Below are 20,493 nucleotides of genomic sequence, written 5' to 3' on the forward strand. Positions count from 1 at the left end.
TGGAGCGGCTCTATTATTTAAGAATTAAAAATTTTAACCTCACTAGTATCTGTGCACTCCGTCAGTAATTCGAGCGTTTTTTTCTGCAAAATCGGATGGAGAAAGTTGGGGGCAATTTCGGCAAGTGGTACGAGCGTAAACCGACGTTGATGTAAATACGGGTGGGGAATGGTCAGTTGTGGAGTTTGTATAATGAGCTGATCATAATACAACATATCAATGTCGATTAAGCGGGCACCCCATCGCTCCAACCGAACCCGACCCAAGGCCTGCTCAATAGCCTGCGTTTGCCGCAGAAGTTCGTCAGGCGGTAAGGTTGTTTCCACCCCTAAAACCTGATTCAGGTAAGTCGGCTGATCCGTTACGCCCCAGGGAGCCGTTTCATAAATAGCTGACCTTTTGGCTACATCCCCTACCCGGTCGGCAAGTAGCTCACTAGCCCGATGTAAAGTTTTTATCCGGTCACCCAAATTGGCCCCGAGAAGTAGCAGTATCATGTAGGCTGTATGATATAAGATGCATGATATAAGGCGATTACGTCAATACACCCTATATCATACATTCTCAGTAGTCCTTGATCACTTTAATATCGTAATAGGCCTTAATTTCATCCTCACTAGGCATTTTAGCTGGCCGTACAATCCGGAAACCCACGAAGGAAGCCGACGTGAGCCACCAGTCCGATTTAGGGCTTTGTGGATCGAGGATTTTCCAGGCTGGGGCCGAAGGCGTTCGGGCAGCTGATCGTAACACGTCCGGTTCATCGTCCCAGGAGCCGCCCCGTACAGCGTTCGGGTATAATGTAGTCGTTGGTGCGTATGGTTCCTTAACTTTACCACTGGCAACCTGTTTATAATAATCCTCGATGTACTGGTCTTTCGTCCACTCCATTACATTACCGTGCATATCGTATAGCCCGAATGGATTTGGTTTTTTCGTCCCGACTTTCTTATACCCTCCCCCACTATTGCCATTAAATACAGCGTACTCGCCTAATTTTTTCACATCCGCGCCAAACGAATAGGGCGTTGTTGTATTCGCTCGGCAGGCATATTCCCATTCCGCTTCGGTCGGCAGGCGATAAAATATACCCGTTTTGGCATACAGCCAGGCACAGAATTTTATGGCCGCATACTGAGTCATGTTGATAGCCGGATAGCCTGCTCTTCCCATACCAAACGACATATCGACATAGGGCGGGCTAGGCCGTGTTGTTGCATCAGTCTTCGTCAGATTGGCATCGGTCTGAGGGTATTTGGCAGCCATTTCCTTTTCCATATTGGTAAAGGCAAACAGGTCATAAAGGTCCCAGGTCACCTCGAATTTACCCATGTAAAACGGCTCAATGGTTACACTATGCTGTGGACCTTCGTCGGGTTTATGGCCTTTTTCGGAAGCGGGGCTACCCATCAGAAACTTACCACCCGGAATTGCCACCATCGCATACGTTTGGTCACTTCCAGGAACGATTTGGGTGTATGATTTAAACTCAGTAGTGGTTTGGGCACTCGTCAGACTGTTTACCCCAACTGTTAATGCCAGAATGGACAGGAGATGTTTAGGAAGCATTTTTGGTTATGTAGAAAGAAACCATCATTGACCGGTAAAAGTACGAACGATTTTCTTTCTTGTACCTTTGCGAAGTCAATCATTATAACCTATGCCTTATGGAGCACAATCAGCCAACCCGACTTAATTCGATGCAACAGTACATGCTGCATTTGTTTGACCGGGAATTATCGCCCCAACAGGAAACTGAAATTCGGTTATTGCTATCGAATTACTTTGCCAAATTAGTTGACGATGAAATGGATCATATTGTGGCGGAACAAGGTATAACAGCCGACCAATTAGAAAAAGAAGCAACCGTACATCGCCGAACGCCTTATCATGTTAAACGATGAGGATAGTTATCGATACCAACTGCTTACTGGTCAGTATTCCGAAAATAGCGAAAAGCCGCTGGTTATTTGACGCCATATTGGCGGGAATCGTCGAAATGGCCGTAACAACTGATATTTTAGAAGAGTATGAGGAAATCATTGGTACATTTTATAATTCACCAACACTGGCAAAAAACGTTTTGGAAACATTAGCCAATCGCCCTAATGTCCTGAAAGTTTCACCCTATTATTTCTGGTCATTAATTACAGAAGATCCTGACGACAACAAGTTTGTAGATTGTGCTGTAGCCTGTGGAGCAGACTTTCTCATTACAGAAGATAGTCATTATAAAATCCTGGAAACAATTCCGTTCCCCCGCATTCCTGTGCGAACGCGTGCCCAGTTTCAGAAAATACTTTTCCCAGACAATTAACGCTTTCTGCAACAGGCACCTAATTATCTGTTATGAATTATCTCTCAGCCGAAAATTTAACGAAGTCGTACGGCGACCGTATTCTGTTTAAAAACCTGACGTTTGGTATCAATCGGGGCGATAAAGTTGCGATTGTAGGCGCTAATGGCTCTGGCAAAACGACGTTACTCTCCATTCTGGCCGGAGCCGTTCCGCCCGACTCCGGCATTGTGAGCCATCGGAAAGATATTACCATCGGCTACCTCGATCAGCAACCCGATCTGAATAATGCCCTCACCGTTATGGAGGTGGTATTAGCTGGTGAAAGTGCCCAGCTCGACGCCGTTCGTGCCTATGAACTTGCCCTTGCCCATGACGATCATGCAGCACTGGAACGGGCAATGGTCGATATGGAAAAACTCGAAGCTTGGGACTACGAAGCCCAAATCCGGCAAATTCTGGGTGAGTTAGGTATTCATGATGTGGAACAGCCTGTTAGTTCGCTATCGGGTGGGCAACGAAAACGGGTAGCCCTCGCCCGTGTACTGATCCAGAGTCCCGACCTGTTGATTCTGGACGAGCCCACCAACCACCTCGACCTGGAAGCCATTGAATACTTAGAGAACTTCCTGAATATTAATAATGGTACGCTCCTGATGGTGTCGCACGATCGGTATTTTCTGGATCGGGTCTGCAATCAGATTGCGGAGTTGGACAACGGCCAGCTCTATACCTACAAGGGCAACTACGCTTATTTCCTGGAGAAGAAAGACGAGCGTGAAACGGCAGCGGCTTCCGAACTGTCTAAAGACCGGAATACCTTTCGTCGTGAGCTGGAATGGATGCGTCGTCAACCCAAAGCGCGGGGCACTAAAGCTCAGTATCGAATTGATGCCTTTGAAGAATTAAAAGAAAAAACAAGCGGACGGCGCAACGATGGTGAACTCGATCTGAATCTGCGCACGACCCGACTAGGCAGCAAAATTCTGGAGGTCGAAAACCTAAGCAAGCGCTTCGGCGATAAGGTATTGCTCGATCACTTTAATTACACATTCAAACGGTTCGACCGGGCAGGGCTGATTGGCAAAAACGGCATGGGTAAAACCACACTGCTCAACCTGCTTACTAATCAACTTCGTCCTGATTCGGGCAAGATTACAACGGGAGGTACGGTCAAATTCGGCTATTATACTCAGTCGGAGCTAGACATGCCCGAAAACCAGCGGGTCATCGACGTAGTACAGGAAGTAGCAGAGGTCATGAAATTGGAAAATGGCGATACCGTTACAGCCTCTCAGTTGCTAAGTCGATTCTTGTTTGATCGTCATAAACAATACGATTACGTCTCCAAATTAAGTGGTGGTGAAAAACGACGGCTGCAACTGTTGCTGGTACTGGTGCAGAACCCCAACTTTCTGATTCTGGACGAGCCAACCAACGACCTCGATATCACAACCCTGAACGTTCTGGAAGATTTCTTACAGAGCTTTTCGGGCTGTGTACTCATCGTAACCCACGACCGCTATTTCATGGATCGACTCGTGGAGCATGTATTTGTGCTGGAAGGCGAAGGGAAAGTCCGTGACTTTCCGGGCAACTATACCGACTACCGCGAATGGCGGGATAGCCAGCCCAAAAAATCAACTTTACAAAATGATAAACCTACTTCGAGTAGTTCAAAGAACCAATCTCCCTCGGCTGTAGTTTCTTCCGCAACGGTTCAGCCCAGTACTGTTAAGAAAAAACTGTCGTTCAAAGAGATGCGCGAATACGAAACTCTTGAAAAAGAAATCGAATCGCTGGAGCAACGAAAAGACGAGGTAGTGGGTCTTCTGAACGCGGGTGGTCACCATGAACAACTCATGGCCTGGGCTCTTGAAATTGAACAGCTCGATCGAAGCATCGCCGAGAAATCGGATCGATGGCTCGAACTGGCAGAATATATGTAAAGAGCGAAAGAGTGAAAGAGCGAAAAGGGTGAAAAGCTAACCCACTACTCTTTCACTCTTTCACTCTTTCACTCTTTAGACATGGATCAGATTCTTGAGTTTTTTCGCTACCTACTTAATTCCGAGGAAGTTATTCGTACGGGCGGACTGGTATTGATCACGCTTATCATTTTCGTTGAGAATGGTATCTTTTTCGGCTTCTTCCTCCCCGGCGACTATCTGCTGTTTTTATCGGGTGTGTTTGCCGGTACCAAGCTACTGAATGTTCCCCTCTGGTTATTGCTTACCTGCATTTTTGGCGCAGCAGTGCTGGGATCAGCGACGGGCTATCTGACAGGCTATTATTTTGGCGCCAGAATCAAGAATCGACCAGACTCCCTATTTTTCAAGCAGAAATACATTGATAACACACGAGATGCGTTCATGCGGTATGGCAACAGCGCCTTAATCATCTCACGCTTTCTGCCGGTAGTTCGTACGTTTGCTCCTCTTCTGGCTGGGCTTATCCATATGCCCGTTCAGTATTTTATGCTTTATAATATTATTGGTGGAGCTATTTGGGTACTGACGCTAGTAGGTGGCGGTTTTTATTTTGGCGAACGCTTTCCCTGGATCGTAGATTATGTGCAGTACATCATCATTTTCTTCCTGGCCATCACCACGTTTACCGTTGTAAAAGGGTATCTGAATGCCCGCAATGAAAAAAAAACGGAAAAGATTCCTGAGTAAGAACGTAGGATGTATGATATAGGATGTAAGGTGTATGATGTAGTTCATCAGAGGCAATTATATCATACATCCTACGTCACTGGTCTGTTTTTTCCAATTCAGTAACCAGCGTATACATAGTTTCGATTACCTGCTCCATGCGGTCGTGGCCAACAATCGAATCAAATTTAGTGCGGGCTTCCTGCATACAGCCTTCCAGCGCCACGAACAACTCTTTGCCGCGTGCGTTCAGGAAAATAATGCTGGACCTGGAATCGCTTGGGTTCTTCTGCGTATAAATGTACCCCTCTTCTTCCAGCAGACCGACGATTTTACTCATCATTTGCTTCGTTACGCAGGCTCGCTTGGCTAATTCATTATTTGTAGTCCCCTGTTCTTCGATATTCGAGAGGAACATGAGGTAGCTCATTTTGAAATCCGTGTAACCAAGCGCGTGCAGGCGGGGTTCTATGTAACTAGACGTAAATCGTTTTAGTCGCCAGAACAACCGTCCTACCGACCGCTCCCGAATTAGCCGAAATTGGTTAAAATCAAAGGAATTCTTATGCGTTTCCACTATCATGAAAGCAAAATAGGAAAATCAGAAACAATTCTTTACAAAATATTGTACAAATATAGTCAACCTGCTTGACTTTATAGTCAACCTAGTTTACTTTTGCCTCGATAGTCAAACAAGTTGACTAAGTGAATGGTTCGACATCCACTACGTACCCAAATCGATTGCCTATCACTTTATTGAACGCAGTACATATGGCAACTCTAACTCAGGAACAAACAACAATGGAAGAAAAAAGCGGCCTTCGTACTTTTCTACCCCGCATCATTATTGGTGTGGTGTTATTGGTAGGAGGGTATTTTGGTTATCAGGCGTATCGGCATGGCCAACAGTATGAAACAACAGACAATGCACAGGTTGAAGGCAACTCAGCCCCCGTACTGGCTCGCGTAGCTGGATATGTCACCGCTGTCAACGTTGATGATTATGCTACCGTTAAACAGGGTCAACAATTAATAACCATCGATCCTCAGGAATATGACGTAGCACTGGCTCAGGCTGAGGCCGATTATCAGCAGTCACTCGCAGACCTCGAAAATGCCCGCGCCGACCTGCAAAACGCACAGGCGAACGCCCGTAATGTAGCCCAAAATGCCCGCGTAGCGCAGTCGAACGCACAGGTACAGGCGGCTCGTCGGGACAAAGCTCAACAAGATTTACAACGTGATCAAAACCTTTACAAAGAACAGTCGCTGACGCGCAAGCAGTTAGAAGATTCTCAAAACAATGCCGAAGTACAACGTCGGCAGTACGATGCAAACGTCGAGCAGATTACCCTCGCCCAAACGTCGCAGTCAGTCGCTCAGGCAGGTATCGCTAAAGCCCAGGCGAACATTCAGAAGATACAGGCCGTGCTGAAAGTAAAGCAGGCCGCTATCGACAATGCCAAGCTGAAAGTAGGCTATGCACACATTGCAGCCCCAATTGCCGGAAAAATCGGCCGGAAAAATGTGGTTGTAGGTCAGTACGTCCAACCGGGGCAAAACCTGTTTACAATCGTAGCCGACTCCACCTTCTGGGTCGTGGCTAACTTCAAAGAAACACAATTGGAGAAGATGCAGGTCGGTCAGCAGGTCGATATCAAACTGGACGCGTATCCTGAACTGGATATAAAAGGCCGTGTTGCATCGCTGTCTGACGCGACTGGTGCCCGCTTTGCCCTGCTTCCTGCCGATAACGCATCGGGTAACTTCGTCAAAATCACCCAGCGTGTGCCGGTGAAGATCGAAATCCTCAACCCCGAAACGTACAAAAATCAACTGCGTGCCGGCTTAAGTGTAGACGCTGAAGTTCGGGTAGCTAATTAATCAGTATTAGGCGTGAGGAACGAGAAGCGAGGAGTGAGAATACTCTGTTTAGCCCGTTCGCATCAGCATTCTCACTCCTCATTTCTCGCTCCTAATACTTAAAAAATTTATGGCACAACAAAGTGGCTTTGGTCGCTGGATCGTCGTTATCACGGCCGTATCTGCAGCGATCATGGAACTGATCGATACGTCGATTGTCAATGTCGGCCTCAATGACATTGCGGGCAATCTGGGCGCAACGATCGAAGATGTGGCCTGGGTTGTAACGTCATATGCCATTGCCAACGTCATCGTAATTCCCATGACGAGCTTTTTGCAACGGTATTTTGGGCGCAAAAACTACTACATCGCTTCCATTATTTTATTCACCCTGGCTTCTTATGGGTGCGGTTTCGCCAGTGATCTATGGACCCTGGTTTTCTTCCGGTTCCTACAGGGGATCGGGGGCGGGGCTTTACTTTCGACCTCACAAGGGCTTATGTACGATGCTTTTCCACCTTCGCAACGTGCAGTAGCCTCAGCGCTGTTTGGCATGGGAATCGTATTGGGGCCAACGCTCGGGCCAACGCTGGGAGGCTACATTATCGATAATTACCACTGGAGCTGGATGTTTTACATCAACGTTCCGATCGGGATTATTGCCGTTCTACTTAGCCTGACCTTTATCGAGAAAAAAGAAGACGAAATCAACATCGATCGAAAATCAATTCCAATTGATCAGATCGGCATTTTGCTGCTGGCCGTGGGCATTGGTGCATTGCAATATGTACTGGAGCGCGGTGAAGCCGATGACTGGTTCGATGATAGCGTAATCCGCTGGCTAACAGCCCTATCAGTCTTTGCTATTCCAGCCTTTATCTGGTGGGAGCTGCGAGGCACCAAAGAGCCTGTCGTGGATCTGCGTGTGATGAAAAATCGAAACCTATTTATCGGGTCGATTCTGGTCGTCGTCGTTGGGTATGGGCTATTTACATCTGTCCTGCTCTACCCGCTATTTGCCCAGCGTATTGTTGGCTTAACGGCAACTCAAACGGGTAAATTGCTGATTCCGGGCGGCCTGGTAACACTTCCGATGTTTGCCATTACGGGTCGAATGCTGGCTAAAGGGGTCTCGCCCAGGCTCATTGTCACGCTGGGTTATGTCGCCTTTGCCTCTTTCTGTTTCCTGATGTCGACCTACAATATGAATGCGTCTAATGGCGATTTCATCACGGCTTTGATCATTCGGGGTATTGGCCTGGCATTGGTAAACGTGCCGCTCATCAACCAGTCGGTTTCGTCGCTGGAACCCCGCCAGATGCCTACCGGTATCGCTATTGTGAACATGATGCGGCAAATAGGGGGTGCGTTCGGAGTAGCCATTACCAACACCTATGTTACGCAACGCACAGCTGTTCATCGCGGGGATCTGGTGTCGAATCTGCAACCGGGCGAGATGTTGACCACCGAACGCGTAAATGTCATGACACAAGCCCTGGTTGCCAAAGGGATCAATGCAATGGATGCCGTGACAGGTGCGTATAAAAATCTTGACCTGATTATTACCAAACAGGCACTGATGATTTCGTACCTTGATACCTTCCGGCTCGCGGGGCTATTCTTCGTGGTTTCGTTCCCACTTCTGTTTTTACTACAAAAGAAAAAAATGGACGCTGCAGCCGCCAAAGCGGTAGCCGAGTCAGCACACTAATTTTCAGGTTTACGATTTTCGGTAGGTTGCTGTGCAAAAAAATGCATTCGTTAGCCTATCGTAAACCGTAAACTGTAAACCTCTCAAAGCATGAACACCAAACTTCTAATAGTGACTTCGTTGCTGGCGATCGGCGTGGCTCAGGCACAGAATCAGCCAGTTCCTGACGATTTGCGCGCCCTGATCCAGCAGGCTAATACGTATTACCCGGTGCTGAAACAGCAACAGCAGCAAATTCAGGCGGGTGATTTACGGACCGATATCGCCCGATCGGCCCTGAAACCAAACATATCCGGTAATGCGAGTTATCAATACCTTACGCCCGTGGCACAGGCCACGTTGCCGGTCGATGGTGTAAACCGAACCATTCAGTTTCAGCCGAATCACAACGTAAATGCCTATGTTGGCGTTGGCCAAACCATTTATGACTGGGGCCGAACCAAAGCCTCGGTACAACAAGCTGCTGATAATGTGCAAGTACTCCGCCGAAACCTGGAGATCACCCAGCAATCGCTGGCCTATCAGGTTGCCGCTGCCTATTATGGCATAGGGTTTTTGCAACGGAGCCTGAGTGTTCAGGATTCGGTGATCCGCACGGCGGGCGCGAATGTACAACTACTGGTTACCCGCCTGCAAAATGGCGATGCGCTTCAATATGATGTACTAACGCAACAGGTTCGGGTAAAAACGGCTCAAAACCGTAAAATTGAGATTCAGAACCAGTTGGAGCGGCAACTCGCTCTGTTAACTTATCTGACCGGCAATCCGAATCCCGATATTAGTCAGGCTGTGAATCAGTTCAATCTGGAAACAGCAGGCAGTAATGTAACTACGCAACCTTACACGCTGGCCAATGATGCCCAATCGGCACTGGCAGGCAATAAAGAGGTGCAACTAGCACAGGATCGAATTCGCCAGGCCGAAACCGATATCCTGGCCAACAACTTATCGGGTCGGCCGAATCTTAGTTTTTCGGGATCAGCGGGTTACCGAAACGGCTATCTACCCGAAATCAATACCCCTCGGTTCAATATTGCGGCTGGCGTATCACTAGCTGTACCAATTTACTCAGGAAACCGTTATAAGTTACAGAACCAGGCAGCCCAATTGAACCTGAATGCGAGCCGATATGCTCTGGAAAGCGCAAATGCACAGGTACGCCAGAGTATTGCCCAGCTCAATGCCGACATCCGAAGCAACCTGACGCGGCTAGCCAATCTGGAAACGCAGGTCATCCAGTCGAAAAAAGCGCTTGAGATTGCCAACGCTCGTTTACGAAATGGGGTCATCACCAATGTGGAGCTACAAAGCGCCGAAACGGGTGTAGAAGAAGCTGAATTAGGCCGTCTGAATTTCCAGTATCAATTACTGCTCAATCAGTTGGAATTAAAACGACTCCTGGGCGAGAGCCTGCTTTGATACTGTTGGCTTCATTAAAATTTCATAAATCCACATACTAAACTGCCCAAAAAAGGATTTTATAAGCGTATAGTAGGTTGAACTAAACAAAGAGCCATGTTATGAAAGAACGAGTGATTGATATCCTGAAGCAATTTGGCGTCTCTGAATCATCGGTTACAGAGCAGACCCATTTCTCGCGTGATCTTGGTTTAGATAGTCTCGATAGCGTTGACCTGATTATGCAACTAGAGCAGGAATTCGGTATCCGCATTCCCGATGAGGACCACCACAAACTGGCTACGATGCAGGGCGTACTAACCTATCTGGAAGCTGAGCAGGCCGTTGTTTAACCGCCCTCCTTCTCAACAATATTTTTATACAAACCGCGAGGACACAATAGACGCAAAGAGTAGTTTACTTCTGCGCCTGTTGCGTCCTCGCGGTTTATGAACAACTGATACAGGTTACTATATTGTCCGCTCCGCAGTGGTGTCAGATACTCACATCTGACATAGTGAGGTTTCTCAAAACCGAACGAAGCACGAAGTCGTAAAACATCACCCAATCAGTTTCTTGAGCCGGCCTAGCGCTAATTTATTTTACTATCCATTGTCTCAAAAAATACGCGTAACTTCCTCTCCATATTCATTGCTGTTTGAACAGAATCAATTGAAAAGAGGTACTTACCCCCGTTACCAATTAAATATTCCATGCCGTCCGTGAATATAATCTTGTATAAATTAACACCATCAGCATATGGCCGTATTGAAACAAACTCTTGATATGTATAGCTCTTTACACATCGCAGGCTATAAATTACAATACCATTATGACTGTAGTAAATAACAGATAGCAAAGCGAAAAGCAGAGATAACAAAACTCCTGGTAAGGATACCAAAGGATATTTGAGGAAGAAATAGCCATTGATTAAAATAATCGCTCCCTGTATTACAGGAAACCATTTAGCAATAAACGATCTAGTCATTTACGTGTACAACGTCTTAATTTTATTGGCCTTAGTTTAATGTTATTGACGCTCTCTTCCGTTTTCCAGCCTAGTAAAAGACCAGTTAACCACATTGGGAGTTCAATAGCCACGCGCTGTATTATCAGCTCTAGGATCGGATGCGCCTTCGTAGGCCCCGTCGGGTCGGACGAGCACACAGTCCATTCGTCCGAGCGTATTGGTAAGTTTTTCCAGAATATACCCCCGGCTTTGGAGTGCCTGAACTGTGGCTTCGGAGAAAGCCCCATTTTCGAACGTCGTTTTATCAGGCAGCCACTGGTGGTGAAATTTAAGTGCATTAACGGCCTGCTGCATAGTCATGCCATGCTCAATTACATTTAAAATCGTTTGATAAACCGATGTAATGATCGTTGAACCACCGGGCGTGCCAACAACCATGAAGAGCTTGCCATCTTTTTCCAGAATGGTTGGCGTCATGGACGAGAGCATCCGCTTACCGGGCGCAATGGCATTTGCCTGATTACCGATCAGACCAAACATATTTGGCACCCCCGGCTTCACGCTGAAATCGTCCATCTCGTTGTTCATAAAAAAGCCCGCTCCACCAATTACCACACGGCTCCCATACCCCCCATTGAGCGTTGTGGTAATACTGACTGCATTCCCCTCTTTATCGACAATAGAGAAGTGCGTGGTTTCGAGACTTTCGTAACCAGGAATGGTTCCGCCTTTTACATTTCGGCTATCAGTCGCTTTGGCCCACGAAAAATCTGTCCACCGATTACGCAGATAGTCCGGGCTAATCAGTTGACTGACGGGCACTTTCACAAAGTCGGGATCACCCAGAAATTTAGCACGGTCGGCATACACCCGTCGTTCAGCTTCGATCATCACCTGTACCGTACTATCCCGGTTCCAGCCCCATTTACGCAAGGGGTAAGGCTCAGTAAACCGCATCATCTGCAACAGAGCTACTCCCCCACTCGACGTTGGTGGCATCGTAATCACATTGTATTCCTTATACTTTGCCTGAATAGGCTCCCGCCAGGTGGCATGATAGTTTTTAAGATCTTCTTCGGTAATAAATCCCTTTCCCCGCGCCATTTCTTCGGCCAGTAGCCTAGCCGTTTCACCTTCATAAAAACCAGCCCGGCCCTGAGCCTGAATCCGTTGTAAGGTTTTCGCCAGATCCGTCTGCACCAGCAGATCGCCCTTATGCCAGCTTATGGTATCGGCAGGAACAACACTTTTCAAAAAGTAATTTTTACCCGGATTAATCTTGAGCAGATCGGTTTTGATGCGGTTCAGGCCGAGAGCGTCCCGCTCTGTTAGAGCAAATCCTTTAGCGGCCAGATCAATAGCGGGTTGCAGCACCTGCGCCCAGGTTAGTTTGCCAAATCGCTTATGGGCTTCGACCATGCCATCGACCGATCCGGGAACGCCACTGGCCAGATGTCCGCTGATACTCAGTCCGGGAATTACATTCCCCAGGGAGTCGAGGTACATATTCTGTGTAGCTCGGCCGGGGGCTTTTTCCCGATAATCGAGTGTGTAGGCTTTGCCCGTCTGGTCGCGATACACCATAAAGCCCCCTCCACCGATATTACCCGCACCGGGATACACTACAGCCAGTGCAAACTGCACAGCCACAGCTGCATCGACCGCATTACCGCCTACTTTCAGGATGTTTAGCCCCACCTGCGATGCTTCGGGGTGTGCCGACGCGACCATTCCGTTACGCCCAATAATCCCCACTCGATCGGAGAAGAATGGCTTTACGGATGGGTCTTCATCACGGTACTGATAAACGCCCTGACTTTGGCTGACTTTGGTGCTCGCAGTGGTCGACGGAGACTGCGTCTTACAAGCTGGCAAGCCACCGGCAACAAGCAGCCACAGAGCATATCGGATAATACGTTGGTTCATAGGTATGTTTCAGGTTAAATCGTAATCGGTTGGCAAACTACAAAAATAACCGACGGCGGCAGATCACCAAATCGACCACTTATCCTTCATAACCCGACCCTTATCCGAAAAAAGTTGGTGAACGCCGACAGGGCGAGTACATTCACCAAATGAAATAGTCTATTACTGAACACGCTCTTCTGTTCGTTCACACTTATACGCTTTACCTGGGTGAGATTCCTTCGTCAGATATTTGAAAGCTTCCGGTTCTCCTGGCAGGCCCTGCGCTCAAACCTGCTTCGTACCACGCTCTCCTTACTGGGCGTAACGGTCGGGATTTTCGCCATCATTGCCGTGTTTACCCTGGTTGATTCGCTCGAACGAAACATAAAGGATAGCCTATCCTTTATTGGCGACAAAGTCGTGTATGTGCAGAAATGGCCCTGGATTTTCGGCGGGGAATTTCAATGGTGGAAATACTTCCAGCGACCTGTACCTACTTATTCTGAATACCGTTTTCTGAGTGATCGACTCGAAAGTGCCGAAGCCATCGTGGCTATGGATTTTAAAGGGCGAGTAACCATAAAGCACGACAATAACAGCATGGCATCGCTTATTCAGGGAACCACGCTGGATTACAACAAGATTTCGGAGGTACCCATCGAGCAAGGCCGCTACTTCACCCAGCAGGAGATCGACGTTGCCCGTAACGTAGCCATCATCGGAGCCGATGTTGCCGAAAATCTCTTTCCTGGCCAAGATCCCGTTGGCAAGACCTTCAAACTCAGTGGCCATAATTTCACCGTCATTGGGGTACAGCGAAAGAAAGGAGAGAGCATCCTGAACGTGGGTGGCAATCCCGATATTAAATGCCTGATTCCTTACGGTGCTTTTGCCAAGATGTTCCATTCCGTTCAACCCGACATTGATATTGCTATCAAAGGTTACGACACCGACGAAGGATTGGTAGAACTGGAAAGCGAAATCCGAGGCTTACTTCGTACCCGACGCGGTCTGCGCCCATTACAGGAAGATAATTTTGCGATTAATCGGCCCGAAGCAGCCGCCCAGGCCATCAGTGGTATTTTCTCCGTTCTAACCATAGCCGGTTGGATAATCGGCGGGTTTTCCATCCTGATTGGCGGATTCGGAATTGCCAATATCATGTTTGTCAGTGTGAAAGAGCGAACGAACATAATCGGTATTCAGAAATCGCTGGGAGCCAAGAATTACTTTATTCTATGCCAATTTCTGTTCGAAGCAGTTCTTCTTAGTTTAGTAGGTGGGATAGCAGGTATTTTTCTGGTATACCTACTATCATTTATGGATTTAGGAAGCCTTGACCTTCAGCTCACTCCTGGCAATATTACGCTGGGACTGGCCGTATCGAGTGTCATTGGCATATTGTCGGGAATTATCCCCGCTTTTTCGGCTGCACGTATGGACCCCGTTATTGCGATTCGGGCTAAGTAAGTGAGTAATGCCAAGCATTAAATGCTCACTACTACTCACCCCGAGGGACAACTAATACGACGTCTTCCTTTTCGATAATCACTTGTCCTTCGGCAAGGCCTTTGGGTTTACGTACGAACTTTTTGGGAGTTACTGTCACCGGGCATAAGCTGTCAGTCCGTCGTTACGAGTACCAGGCAGCCAACTCAGCAGCTCGCTCAATCACATTTTTAGGAAACGGTTTACCTGCCTGGTATTTAATAATTACGTGCGACCCCGCCACATCACGAGCGTGTAGCCAAAGGTCATCTTTATAGGCATACCGCTGGGTTAGTAGATCATTATTTTTCGCATTTCGACCGATCAGAACACGAAACGTGTCAACAGTTACCTGCTTAAAAAGCGCGTCAATAGCTTGCGGTGTCCCAGCCTTTTCTGATCCATCCGCCAGCAGTTCGTGCTGCTTTACATACCGACGCAGATCTTTTAGTGTTTGCACAGACAGGATGTCCTGCTTTTGCTGAGTGATCCGGGCTACATCAGCCTCCCGTGTGGCTATCAGGTCCGTCAAATGTTGTTCCTCTATTTTTTCATTCTTCGCTTTACGGTAGAAGTTTTCTGCATTTTTCTGAGGACTTAAGTCGGGCTTGAGTTTGAGTGTGACAGGCTGATCGTGGTAGAAATCGTATAAGGTTACTCGTTCAGGCGATCTGGCACCAGGAACTGGCGGAATATCGTGCAGATTTGCCATCAGAATATGTCCCATCTGTTCATGGCTAATGCCGTCTTCCCGCAAAATCATTCGTTGAAGCGTCGATTCCATTTGCGCTTCGGCCCGTTTTTGACGTTTTTCGAGTAGCCGAAGTAAGTTTGCTTTCTCGGCTTCAAATACACTCAGGCCATTATAACGACTATAAAATCGGTTAGCGGCTTCAATCGGGTCTGAAAACTCCTGCTCCACATGGCCATACGGTAACAAACTAAGCGCAGGCTTATGGTCGAAGCGGGTAAGATAATACTGCGGCTTTTCCAACTGCCGAAGCACATCCTGAATAATAGCCCATTTGTCTTGAGGGGTAACCTGAGTCAACTGTTGCCATTGCTCGTCAATCCATCGATTTACCAGTTTACCAAACGTTGGAAACAGTTTGCGATACTCAAACCCAGTCTGCTCAAACGCTTCATAAGATTGGTCGATTGGTCGATCAAATGCAGAAAGTATCAACTTCTCATCCGTCAACAATTGGCGATTGAACAGATCTATAACTTTATCATGATGAAAGGCGAGTAGATTTGGGCGGTTGCCGAAAAATTTGAATACCAATGTGAAGTTATCCTCCAGTTCAATGGCTAGGCAGCGCTCGTTTAAAAAAGACCGAACGCCAATAACAGCCCGTTCGCTACCTTCATCTCCAATCACCGTTTCAAACAGGTCAACGCTGTTGTTACGGGCGCGCTGTACACGATCAGGAAACATCATCCCTGAGAAATCCGGTCGAAGGGTAGCTTTAATATAAAACGGTTTATAGTAATTGACTTTGCCCTTAGCTTCTGCGAAAACCAGTACGACTTCATCCCGATCCTGGCTATAACATTCCATAAATCGTAATGGTGTTTTCTCTTCTGACACACCATCAAAATAGGGGGTAAAACTACCTATCAGCCGTACTTGAAGAGCCTGAGTAAGTTGCCGCAGAAAGTAATAGTTTGTATGCATAGTGTTACAAAAGTAACGTTAGAAGTGCTCAAGTTTTTTTTGAGGCAATTTTTTTAAAAAACTCACGAAAACTCAGCACTTATATAACTAAAATAATATACTATATAATTATTTTAAAATAATATATTGATAATCAGTAAGTTAATATAATATACAATATAATTTTATTAATAAAAAATTAATTCAACCACTTTTTAGGCATGTTTTTTATTACGATTTCTTTTTGAAATATAATTTAACTAACCTAATATTGATGCGTTTACTCATTTTTCAAACCAACCTAATCTTCATGAAAGCATCGTTCTACAGGTTTCTGCAGACCGCTTTTCTGGGTGCAGTCCTACTGCTTTGGAGCCTCCATGCTTCAGCCCAAGACCGTCGAGTGACGGGTAAAATTACGGGGGCCGATGGAGCCGTACCCGGCGCCAACATCGTCCTCAAAGGAACCCAAACAGGTACTTCCTCGGACGCCAGTGGTAGCTTTTCAATCAACGTCCGGGGCAGCAGCCCAGTGCTGGTGATTTCAGCAATCGGCTTCAAAACCCAGGAAGTTAATGTGGGGAATCAAAGCAATCTTGACGTCCGACTCGAAGACGAAGCCACTGCGCTAAGCGAGGTCGTCGTTACCGGGTACTCTACCGAAAATCGCCGGGATGTGACCGGAGCCGTATCCACCGTTAAACCGGCTCAATTAAAAGTCGTCCCTTCCACCAACGTCGAACAGCAGTTGCAGGGCCGCGTGGCTGGGGTCACCGTTATCACCAATGGCCAGCCGGGTACCTCCTCTCAGGTACGGGTTCGGGGCTTTGGTTCGTTCGGGGGTAACCAGCCGCTGTATGTGGTGGATGGCGTACCTACTCAGACGATTGCCTTCCTGGCACCTGATGATATTGAATCAACCACGGTCCTGAAAGATGCCGCTTCGGCGTCGATCTATGGAGCGCGGGCCGCTTCTGGGGTGATTGTTATCACCACCCGCAAAGGTCAGCGTCGGGCCCAAAAACTGAGCGTAAGTTACGATGGTCTCTATGGTGCTACCGATCCGGGCAAAAGCCTGCCCATCCTCAACCCGCAGGAACAGGCTGACTGGACCTGGCAGGCCCGTAAAAATGACATCTACCAGGGCACCTACCCCACCAACGACTTCAAAGGCTTAGCCGGAGGTCAGTATGGGGAAGGCGCTACGCCCGTATTGCCCGATTATCTGCTGGTGGGCAGTCGTTCAGGCTTGTCGGCTTCGCAGGTGGACCTGACGGCAGAAGCTGCCAAATACAACGTAAACCCTGCTAACGGCGCGATTTACAACGTCATTCCGTCGAACAAAGCGGGTACCAACTGGTACAAGGAAATCACCCGGGTTGCTCCCCTGATGCGCCACAACATTGGTTTCTCGGGCGGTACCGAATCGAGCCGGTACTACGTAGCCCTGGGTATGCAGCAACAGGCCGGTATCGTGCTGTATAACGACTATACTCGCTATACACTACGGGCCAACACCGAGTTTGACATTACCAAGAAGCTCCGTTTCGGCGAAAACTTCCAACTCGCTTATGTTAAAACCAAGGGACTTCTAGGTGGCGTTGGTAGCACCCTGGGTAACTCGACCAACAACAACTCGTCGTCATCGTCCGATGAAAACGAAGTACTGTCCGCTTACCGGATGCCTCCGATCATTCCGGTGTACAACTCCTTTGGTGGGTATGCGGGTACGGCTGCACCGGGTTTCAACAACCCTCGCAACCCAGTTGCTGATCGTCAGGCACGCCAGAACGACAGCCGATTCAACATCTTCGGGTTTGGTAATGCCTACCTGGAGTATGATGTGATCCCCTCCCTGACCCTGCGCAGTAGCCTGGGTGGTACTTTTGTCTCTACCTACTATAATAGCTATGGTCGGGTGCAGTATGAGAACTCGGAAAACAACACGACGTATACCTATAACGAAGGGGCTGGTTATGCTCTAGCGTGGACCTTTACCAACACGGCCCACTTCAAGCAGAAGTTTGGTATCCATGACATCGACGCCCTGGCGGGTATTGAAGCCCTCAACACCGGATTAGGCCGTAATATTGATGGATCGGGTCAGAACCCCTTCTCAACCGACCCGAACTACGTCACCATCAGCACTACCACACCCGGAGCTACGCGTGGCGTTGGTAGTGGTTATAGCCTGGGTAACAAGTTCTACTCGCTGTTCGGTCAGGTGCGCTACACCTTCAACGATAAGTACATCATCACGGGCGTAGTTCGTCGGGATGGTTCTTCGCAGTTCGCAGCTGCTAACCGCTACGGGGTCTTCCCCGCCGTGTCGGCCGCCTGGCGTCTGTCGTCGGAAGAGTTCATGAAGAACCTGCCCTGGGTGTCGGACCTGAAAGTTCGGGGGGGATACGGTACCATGGGTAACTCCAACTTCTTGAATGCGACCAACCAGTTTAGCCTCTATGCTGGTGGCGCTGGTCAAGGTTATGACATCAACGGAACCAACAACTCCATTGCCGCTGGTTTCTACCGGAGCCAGATTGGTAACCCAGGTGCTAAATGGGAAACCAACGTGACCAGCAACATCGGTATCGATGGAGCCTTCTTCAACAACAAACTTGAAGTGGTGCTCGATTTCTGGCGCCGTGACACCAAAGACCTGCTCTACCAACTGGCCCTGCCCGGTGTAGTCGGCGTGCGTTCAGGTGCTCCGTTCAAAAACTTGGCCAGCATGCGCAACGAAGGGATCGACATCTTAGTGACTAACCGGGGTAACATCAACAGCGATCTGAGCTACGAAGTGACGGCGATTGCCGGTTTCCTCAACAACAAGATCGTGGCAATCGACCCATTAGTGCCTTACTTCTACGGTGGCGGTACCCGCCTGAGCGGTAACGTAGTGCGTAACGAGCCTGGTCATGACCTGTCGTCGTTCTATGGCTACAAAGTGATCGGTCTGTTCAACAGCAAGGAAGAAGTGGCCGCTGCTCCTCAGCAAGACGGCGCTGGTCCAGGTCGGTTCCGCTATGCCGACACGAACGGGGATGGCAAAATCACGGCTGATGACCGGCAGTATCTGGGCAGCCCGATCCCGAAAATGACGGGTAGCATCACCCTGACGCTGAAGTACAAAGGCTTCGACCTGAACACCAACCTGTACACCTCGCTGGGCAACAAGATCTTCAACAACCAGCGTTGGTTCACCGACTTCTATCCTTCCTTCACGGGAGCAGCTATGGGAGCTCGGGTGAAAGATTCGTGGTTGCCTACGCACACCAACACGACGGTGCCCATTTTCGAAAGTGCGTCTAACTTCAGCACCAACACCCAGCCCAACTCCTACTACGTAGAGAACGGTTCGTATGCCCGGATGCAGTACCTGACCCTGGGATATACCTTCCCATCAACGATCCTCAACAAGATCAACATGAATCGGCTGCGGATATCGTTGTCAGCTACCAACCTGTTCACCATCACCAAATACACGGGTATGGACCCAGGCGTAGGTGGTTCGGCGGATACCAACTTCGGTATCGATGTGGGTAACTACCCTGTTCAGCGTGGCTACAACGTAGGCTTAAGCTTTGGCTTCTAATAGGCAATGAGTCGGTTCGTTATTTGCAATAAAAAGTAATGAACCGACCAAAGATTCAACCGATATTCTTTCAAAGGCATATACGCACAATGAAAACACTGATTACCAAAGGCACACTGACCGCCACCCTGCTGATGGCCGTCTCCTTTGCCTGTACCGACAAATTCCTGGAAGTGCCCGCCACCGGACAACTTTCCGGTGCCCAGCTTACAACCAAAGCGGGTCTGGATGGTCTGCTGATGGGGGCCTACGCCCAGCTCAACGCCCGGGGCTTCTCCCAGTCAGCCTCCTCCTTCAACTGGGTGCGGGGTAGCGTCTCGGGGGGCGAAGCTAATAAAGGCTCCAACTCCGGTGACTTCAACGCCCTGACCCCCTACGAAACCTACCAGCTCCTGCCTTCCAGTGGTGAAGTCAACGCCAAGTGGAATGCCATGTACGAAGGCATCGCCCGATGCAACTCCGTCCTGCGCTCGCTCGGCTCGGCTGGTTCGGATGTAACGGCTGCTCAGAAAACGGGACTTCAGGCCGAAGCTCGCTTCCTGCGGGGGCACTACTACTTCGAGCTCAAGCGCAACTTCAACATGGTGCCCTTCATCGATGAAACCGTCGATTATGGCACCGGCATCGAGAAAGTAGCCAACAACGCCGACATCTGGCCCAAGATCGAAGCCGATTTCAAATTCGCTCAGGATAACCTGCCTGCTACCCAGTCGTCCGTAGGCCGGGCCAACAAGTGGGCCGCCATGGCCTATCTGGCCAAGACCTACCTCTATGAGAAGAAGTACACCGAGGCCAAGGCTCTGTTTGATCAGGTGATTGCCAATGGCGTGACCAGCAATGGCTTGAAGTACGCTCTGCTGGCTAACTATTCGGACAACTTCAATGCTGCCAAGGACAACGGTTCAGAGTCGGTGTTCGCCATCCAGGCCGCTGCCAATGCTGGTAGCTCG

16 protein-coding genes are annotated in these 20,493 nt (G+C 48.6%); 11 read left to right on the top strand and 5 right to left on the bottom strand.

Annotation, left to right across the window (positions count from 1 at the left end; all coding sequences use genetic code 11):
- Positions 1–17: 17 nt before the first annotated feature.
- Together folK and BGO59_RS24465 are read right to left on the bottom strand one after the other, a co-directional pair.
- The gene (gene folK, locus BGO59_RS24460) at positions 18–497 is read right to left on the bottom strand and encodes a 2-amino-4-hydroxy-6-hydroxymethyldihydropteridine diphosphokinase (RefSeq protein ID WP_293687709.1); all 480 of its coding nucleotides are present in this window, start codon (positions 495–497) and stop codon (positions 18–20) included.
- Positions 498–564: 67 nt separating this feature from the next.
- A complete protein-coding gene (locus BGO59_RS24465) occupies positions 565–1,569 on the bottom strand; it encodes a formylglycine-generating enzyme family protein (protein WP_293687712.1) in 1,005 nt (334 codons plus the stop codon).
- Positions 1,570–1,667: 98 nt separating this feature from the next.
- Here BGO59_RS24465 and BGO59_RS24470 point away from each other — a divergent pair, with 98 nt between their 5' ends.
- The 4 genes from BGO59_RS24470 to BGO59_RS24485 all read left to right on the top strand — a co-directional run bounded on the left by BGO59_RS24470 (position 1,668) and on the right by BGO59_RS24485 (position 4,974).
- Complete coding sequence (locus BGO59_RS24470; RefSeq protein ID WP_293687715.1) at positions 1,668–1,904, top strand: hypothetical protein; 237 nt, start codon at positions 1,668–1,670, stop codon at positions 1,902–1,904.
- Positions 1,901–2,317 carry a putative toxin-antitoxin system toxin component, PIN family gene (locus BGO59_RS24475; RefSeq protein WP_293687717.1) on the top strand — a complete coding sequence of 139 codons (417 nt, stop codon included), beginning with the start codon at positions 1,901–1,903 and terminating at the stop codon, positions 2,315–2,317. The genes BGO59_RS24470 and BGO59_RS24475 overlap by 4 nt, the downstream gene beginning before the upstream one ends.
- A gap of 32 nt (positions 2,318–2,349) precedes the next feature.
- Entirely contained in the window at positions 2,350–4,245 is a 1,896-nt protein-coding gene (locus tag BGO59_RS24480) for an ABC-F family ATP-binding cassette domain-containing protein (RefSeq protein ID WP_293687720.1), read from the top strand.
- An 81-nt stretch (positions 4,246–4,326) separates the two neighbouring features.
- Entirely contained in the window at positions 4,327–4,974 is a 648-nt protein-coding gene (locus BGO59_RS24485) for a VTT domain-containing protein (RefSeq protein WP_293687722.1), read from the top strand.
- Between the two features lie 76 nt (positions 4,975–5,050).
- On the opposite strand, the gene BGO59_RS24490 is transcribed toward BGO59_RS24485, so the two are convergent.
- A complete protein-coding gene (locus BGO59_RS24490; RefSeq protein WP_293687724.1) occupies positions 5,051–5,383 on the bottom strand; it encodes a MarR family transcriptional regulator in 333 nt (110 codons plus the stop codon).
- Positions 5,384–5,724: 341 nt separating this feature from the next.
- Between BGO59_RS24490 and BGO59_RS24495 the strand changes: the two genes are divergently transcribed.
- The 4 genes from BGO59_RS24495 (at position 5,725) to acpP (ending at position 10,278) form a co-directional block, all read left to right on the top strand.
- Entirely contained in the window at positions 5,725–6,837 is a 1,113-nt protein-coding gene (locus tag BGO59_RS24495) for an HlyD family secretion protein (RefSeq protein ID WP_293687726.1), read from the top strand.
- Positions 6,838–6,946: 109 nt separating this feature from the next.
- Positions 6,947–8,527 carry a DHA2 family efflux MFS transporter permease subunit gene (locus BGO59_RS24500; RefSeq protein WP_293687729.1) on the top strand — a complete coding sequence of 527 codons (1,581 nt, stop codon included), beginning with the start codon at positions 6,947–6,949 and terminating at the stop codon, positions 8,525–8,527.
- A gap of 90 nt (positions 8,528–8,617) precedes the next feature.
- Positions 8,618–9,946, top strand: a complete 1,329-nt coding sequence (locus tag BGO59_RS24505; protein WP_293687732.1) for a TolC family protein — start codon at positions 8,618–8,620, stop codon at positions 9,944–9,946.
- Between the two features lie 101 nt (positions 9,947–10,047).
- Positions 10,048–10,278: an acyl carrier protein gene (gene acpP, locus BGO59_RS24510; protein WP_080058234.1), complete on the top strand. Its 231-nt coding sequence runs from the start codon at positions 10,048–10,050 to the stop codon at positions 10,276–10,278.
- Between the two features lie 737 nt (positions 10,279–11,015).
- On the opposite strand, the gene ggt is transcribed toward acpP, so the two are convergent.
- Entirely contained in the window at positions 11,016–12,821 is a 1,806-nt protein-coding gene (gene ggt / locus BGO59_RS24515) for a gamma-glutamyltransferase (protein ID WP_293687735.1), read from the bottom strand.
- 210 nt (positions 12,822–13,031) lie between these two features.
- On the opposite strand from ggt, the gene BGO59_RS24520 reads away from it, so the two are divergent.
- Complete coding sequence (locus BGO59_RS24520; protein WP_293687738.1) at positions 13,032–14,273, top strand: ABC transporter permease; 1,242 nt, start codon at positions 13,032–13,034, stop codon at positions 14,271–14,273.
- A gap of 163 nt (positions 14,274–14,436) precedes the next feature.
- On the opposite strand, the gene BGO59_RS24525 is transcribed toward BGO59_RS24520, so the two are convergent.
- Complete coding sequence (locus tag BGO59_RS24525) at positions 14,437–15,969, bottom strand: NFACT RNA binding domain-containing protein (protein ID WP_367120207.1); 1,533 nt, start codon at positions 15,967–15,969, stop codon at positions 14,437–14,439.
- 289 nt (positions 15,970–16,258) lie between these two features.
- Here BGO59_RS24525 and BGO59_RS24530 point away from each other — a divergent pair, with 289 nt between their 5' ends.
- Positions 16,259–19,543: a TonB-dependent receptor gene (locus BGO59_RS24530; protein WP_293687741.1), complete on the top strand. Its 3,285-nt coding sequence runs from the start codon at positions 16,259–16,261 to the stop codon at positions 19,541–19,543.
- 89 nt (positions 19,544–19,632) lie between these two features.
- The coding region (locus BGO59_RS24535) for a RagB/SusD family nutrient uptake outer membrane protein (RefSeq protein ID WP_293687743.1) at positions 19,633–20,493 on the top strand (861 nt) is incomplete at its 3' end.

Source organism: Spirosoma sp. 48-14, assembly GCF_001898575.1.
Lineage (GTDB): Bacteria > Bacteroidota > Bacteroidia > Cytophagales > Spirosomataceae > Spirosoma.

Excerpts from the sequence above, each read along its gene's own strand:
- BGO59_RS24490 (WP_293687724.1), bottom strand. The coding sequence starts at position 5,383 with ATGAGCTACCTCATGTTCCTCTCGAATATCGAAGAACAGGGGACTACA.
- BGO59_RS24465 (WP_293687712.1), bottom strand. The coding sequence starts at position 1,569 with ATGCTTCCTAAACATCTCCTGTCCATTCTGGCATTAACAGTTGGGGTA.
- ggt (WP_293687735.1), bottom strand. The coding sequence starts at position 12,821 with ATGAACCAACGTATTATCCGATATGCTCTGTGGCTGCTTGTTGCCGGT.
- BGO59_RS24485 (WP_293687722.1), top strand. The coding sequence starts at position 4,327 with ATGGATCAGATTCTTGAGTTTTTTCGCTACCTACTTAATTCCGAGGAA.
- folK (WP_293687709.1), bottom strand. The coding sequence starts at position 497 with ATGATACTGCTACTTCTCGGGGCCAATTTGGGTGACCGGATAAAAACT.
- acpP (WP_080058234.1), top strand. The coding sequence starts at position 10,048 with ATGAAAGAACGAGTGATTGATATCCTGAAGCAATTTGGCGTCTCTGAA.
- BGO59_RS24525 (WP_367120207.1), bottom strand. The coding sequence starts at position 15,969 with ATGCATACAAACTATTACTTTCTGCGGCAACTTACTCAGGCTCTTCAA.
- BGO59_RS24480 (WP_293687720.1), top strand. The coding sequence starts at position 2,350 with ATGAATTATCTCTCAGCCGAAAATTTAACGAAGTCGTACGGCGACCGT.
- BGO59_RS24470 (WP_293687715.1), top strand. The coding sequence starts at position 1,668 with ATGGAGCACAATCAGCCAACCCGACTTAATTCGATGCAACAGTACATG.
- BGO59_RS24530 (WP_293687741.1), top strand. The coding sequence starts at position 16,259 with ATGAAAGCATCGTTCTACAGGTTTCTGCAGACCGCTTTTCTGGGTGCA.
- BGO59_RS24475 (WP_293687717.1), top strand. The coding sequence starts at position 1,901 with ATGAGGATAGTTATCGATACCAACTGCTTACTGGTCAGTATTCCGAAA.
- BGO59_RS24500 (WP_293687729.1), top strand. The coding sequence starts at position 6,947 with ATGGCACAACAAAGTGGCTTTGGTCGCTGGATCGTCGTTATCACGGCC.
- BGO59_RS24495 (WP_293687726.1), top strand. The coding sequence starts at position 5,725 with ATGGCAACTCTAACTCAGGAACAAACAACAATGGAAGAAAAAAGCGGC.
- BGO59_RS24505 (WP_293687732.1), top strand. The coding sequence starts at position 8,618 with ATGAACACCAAACTTCTAATAGTGACTTCGTTGCTGGCGATCGGCGTG.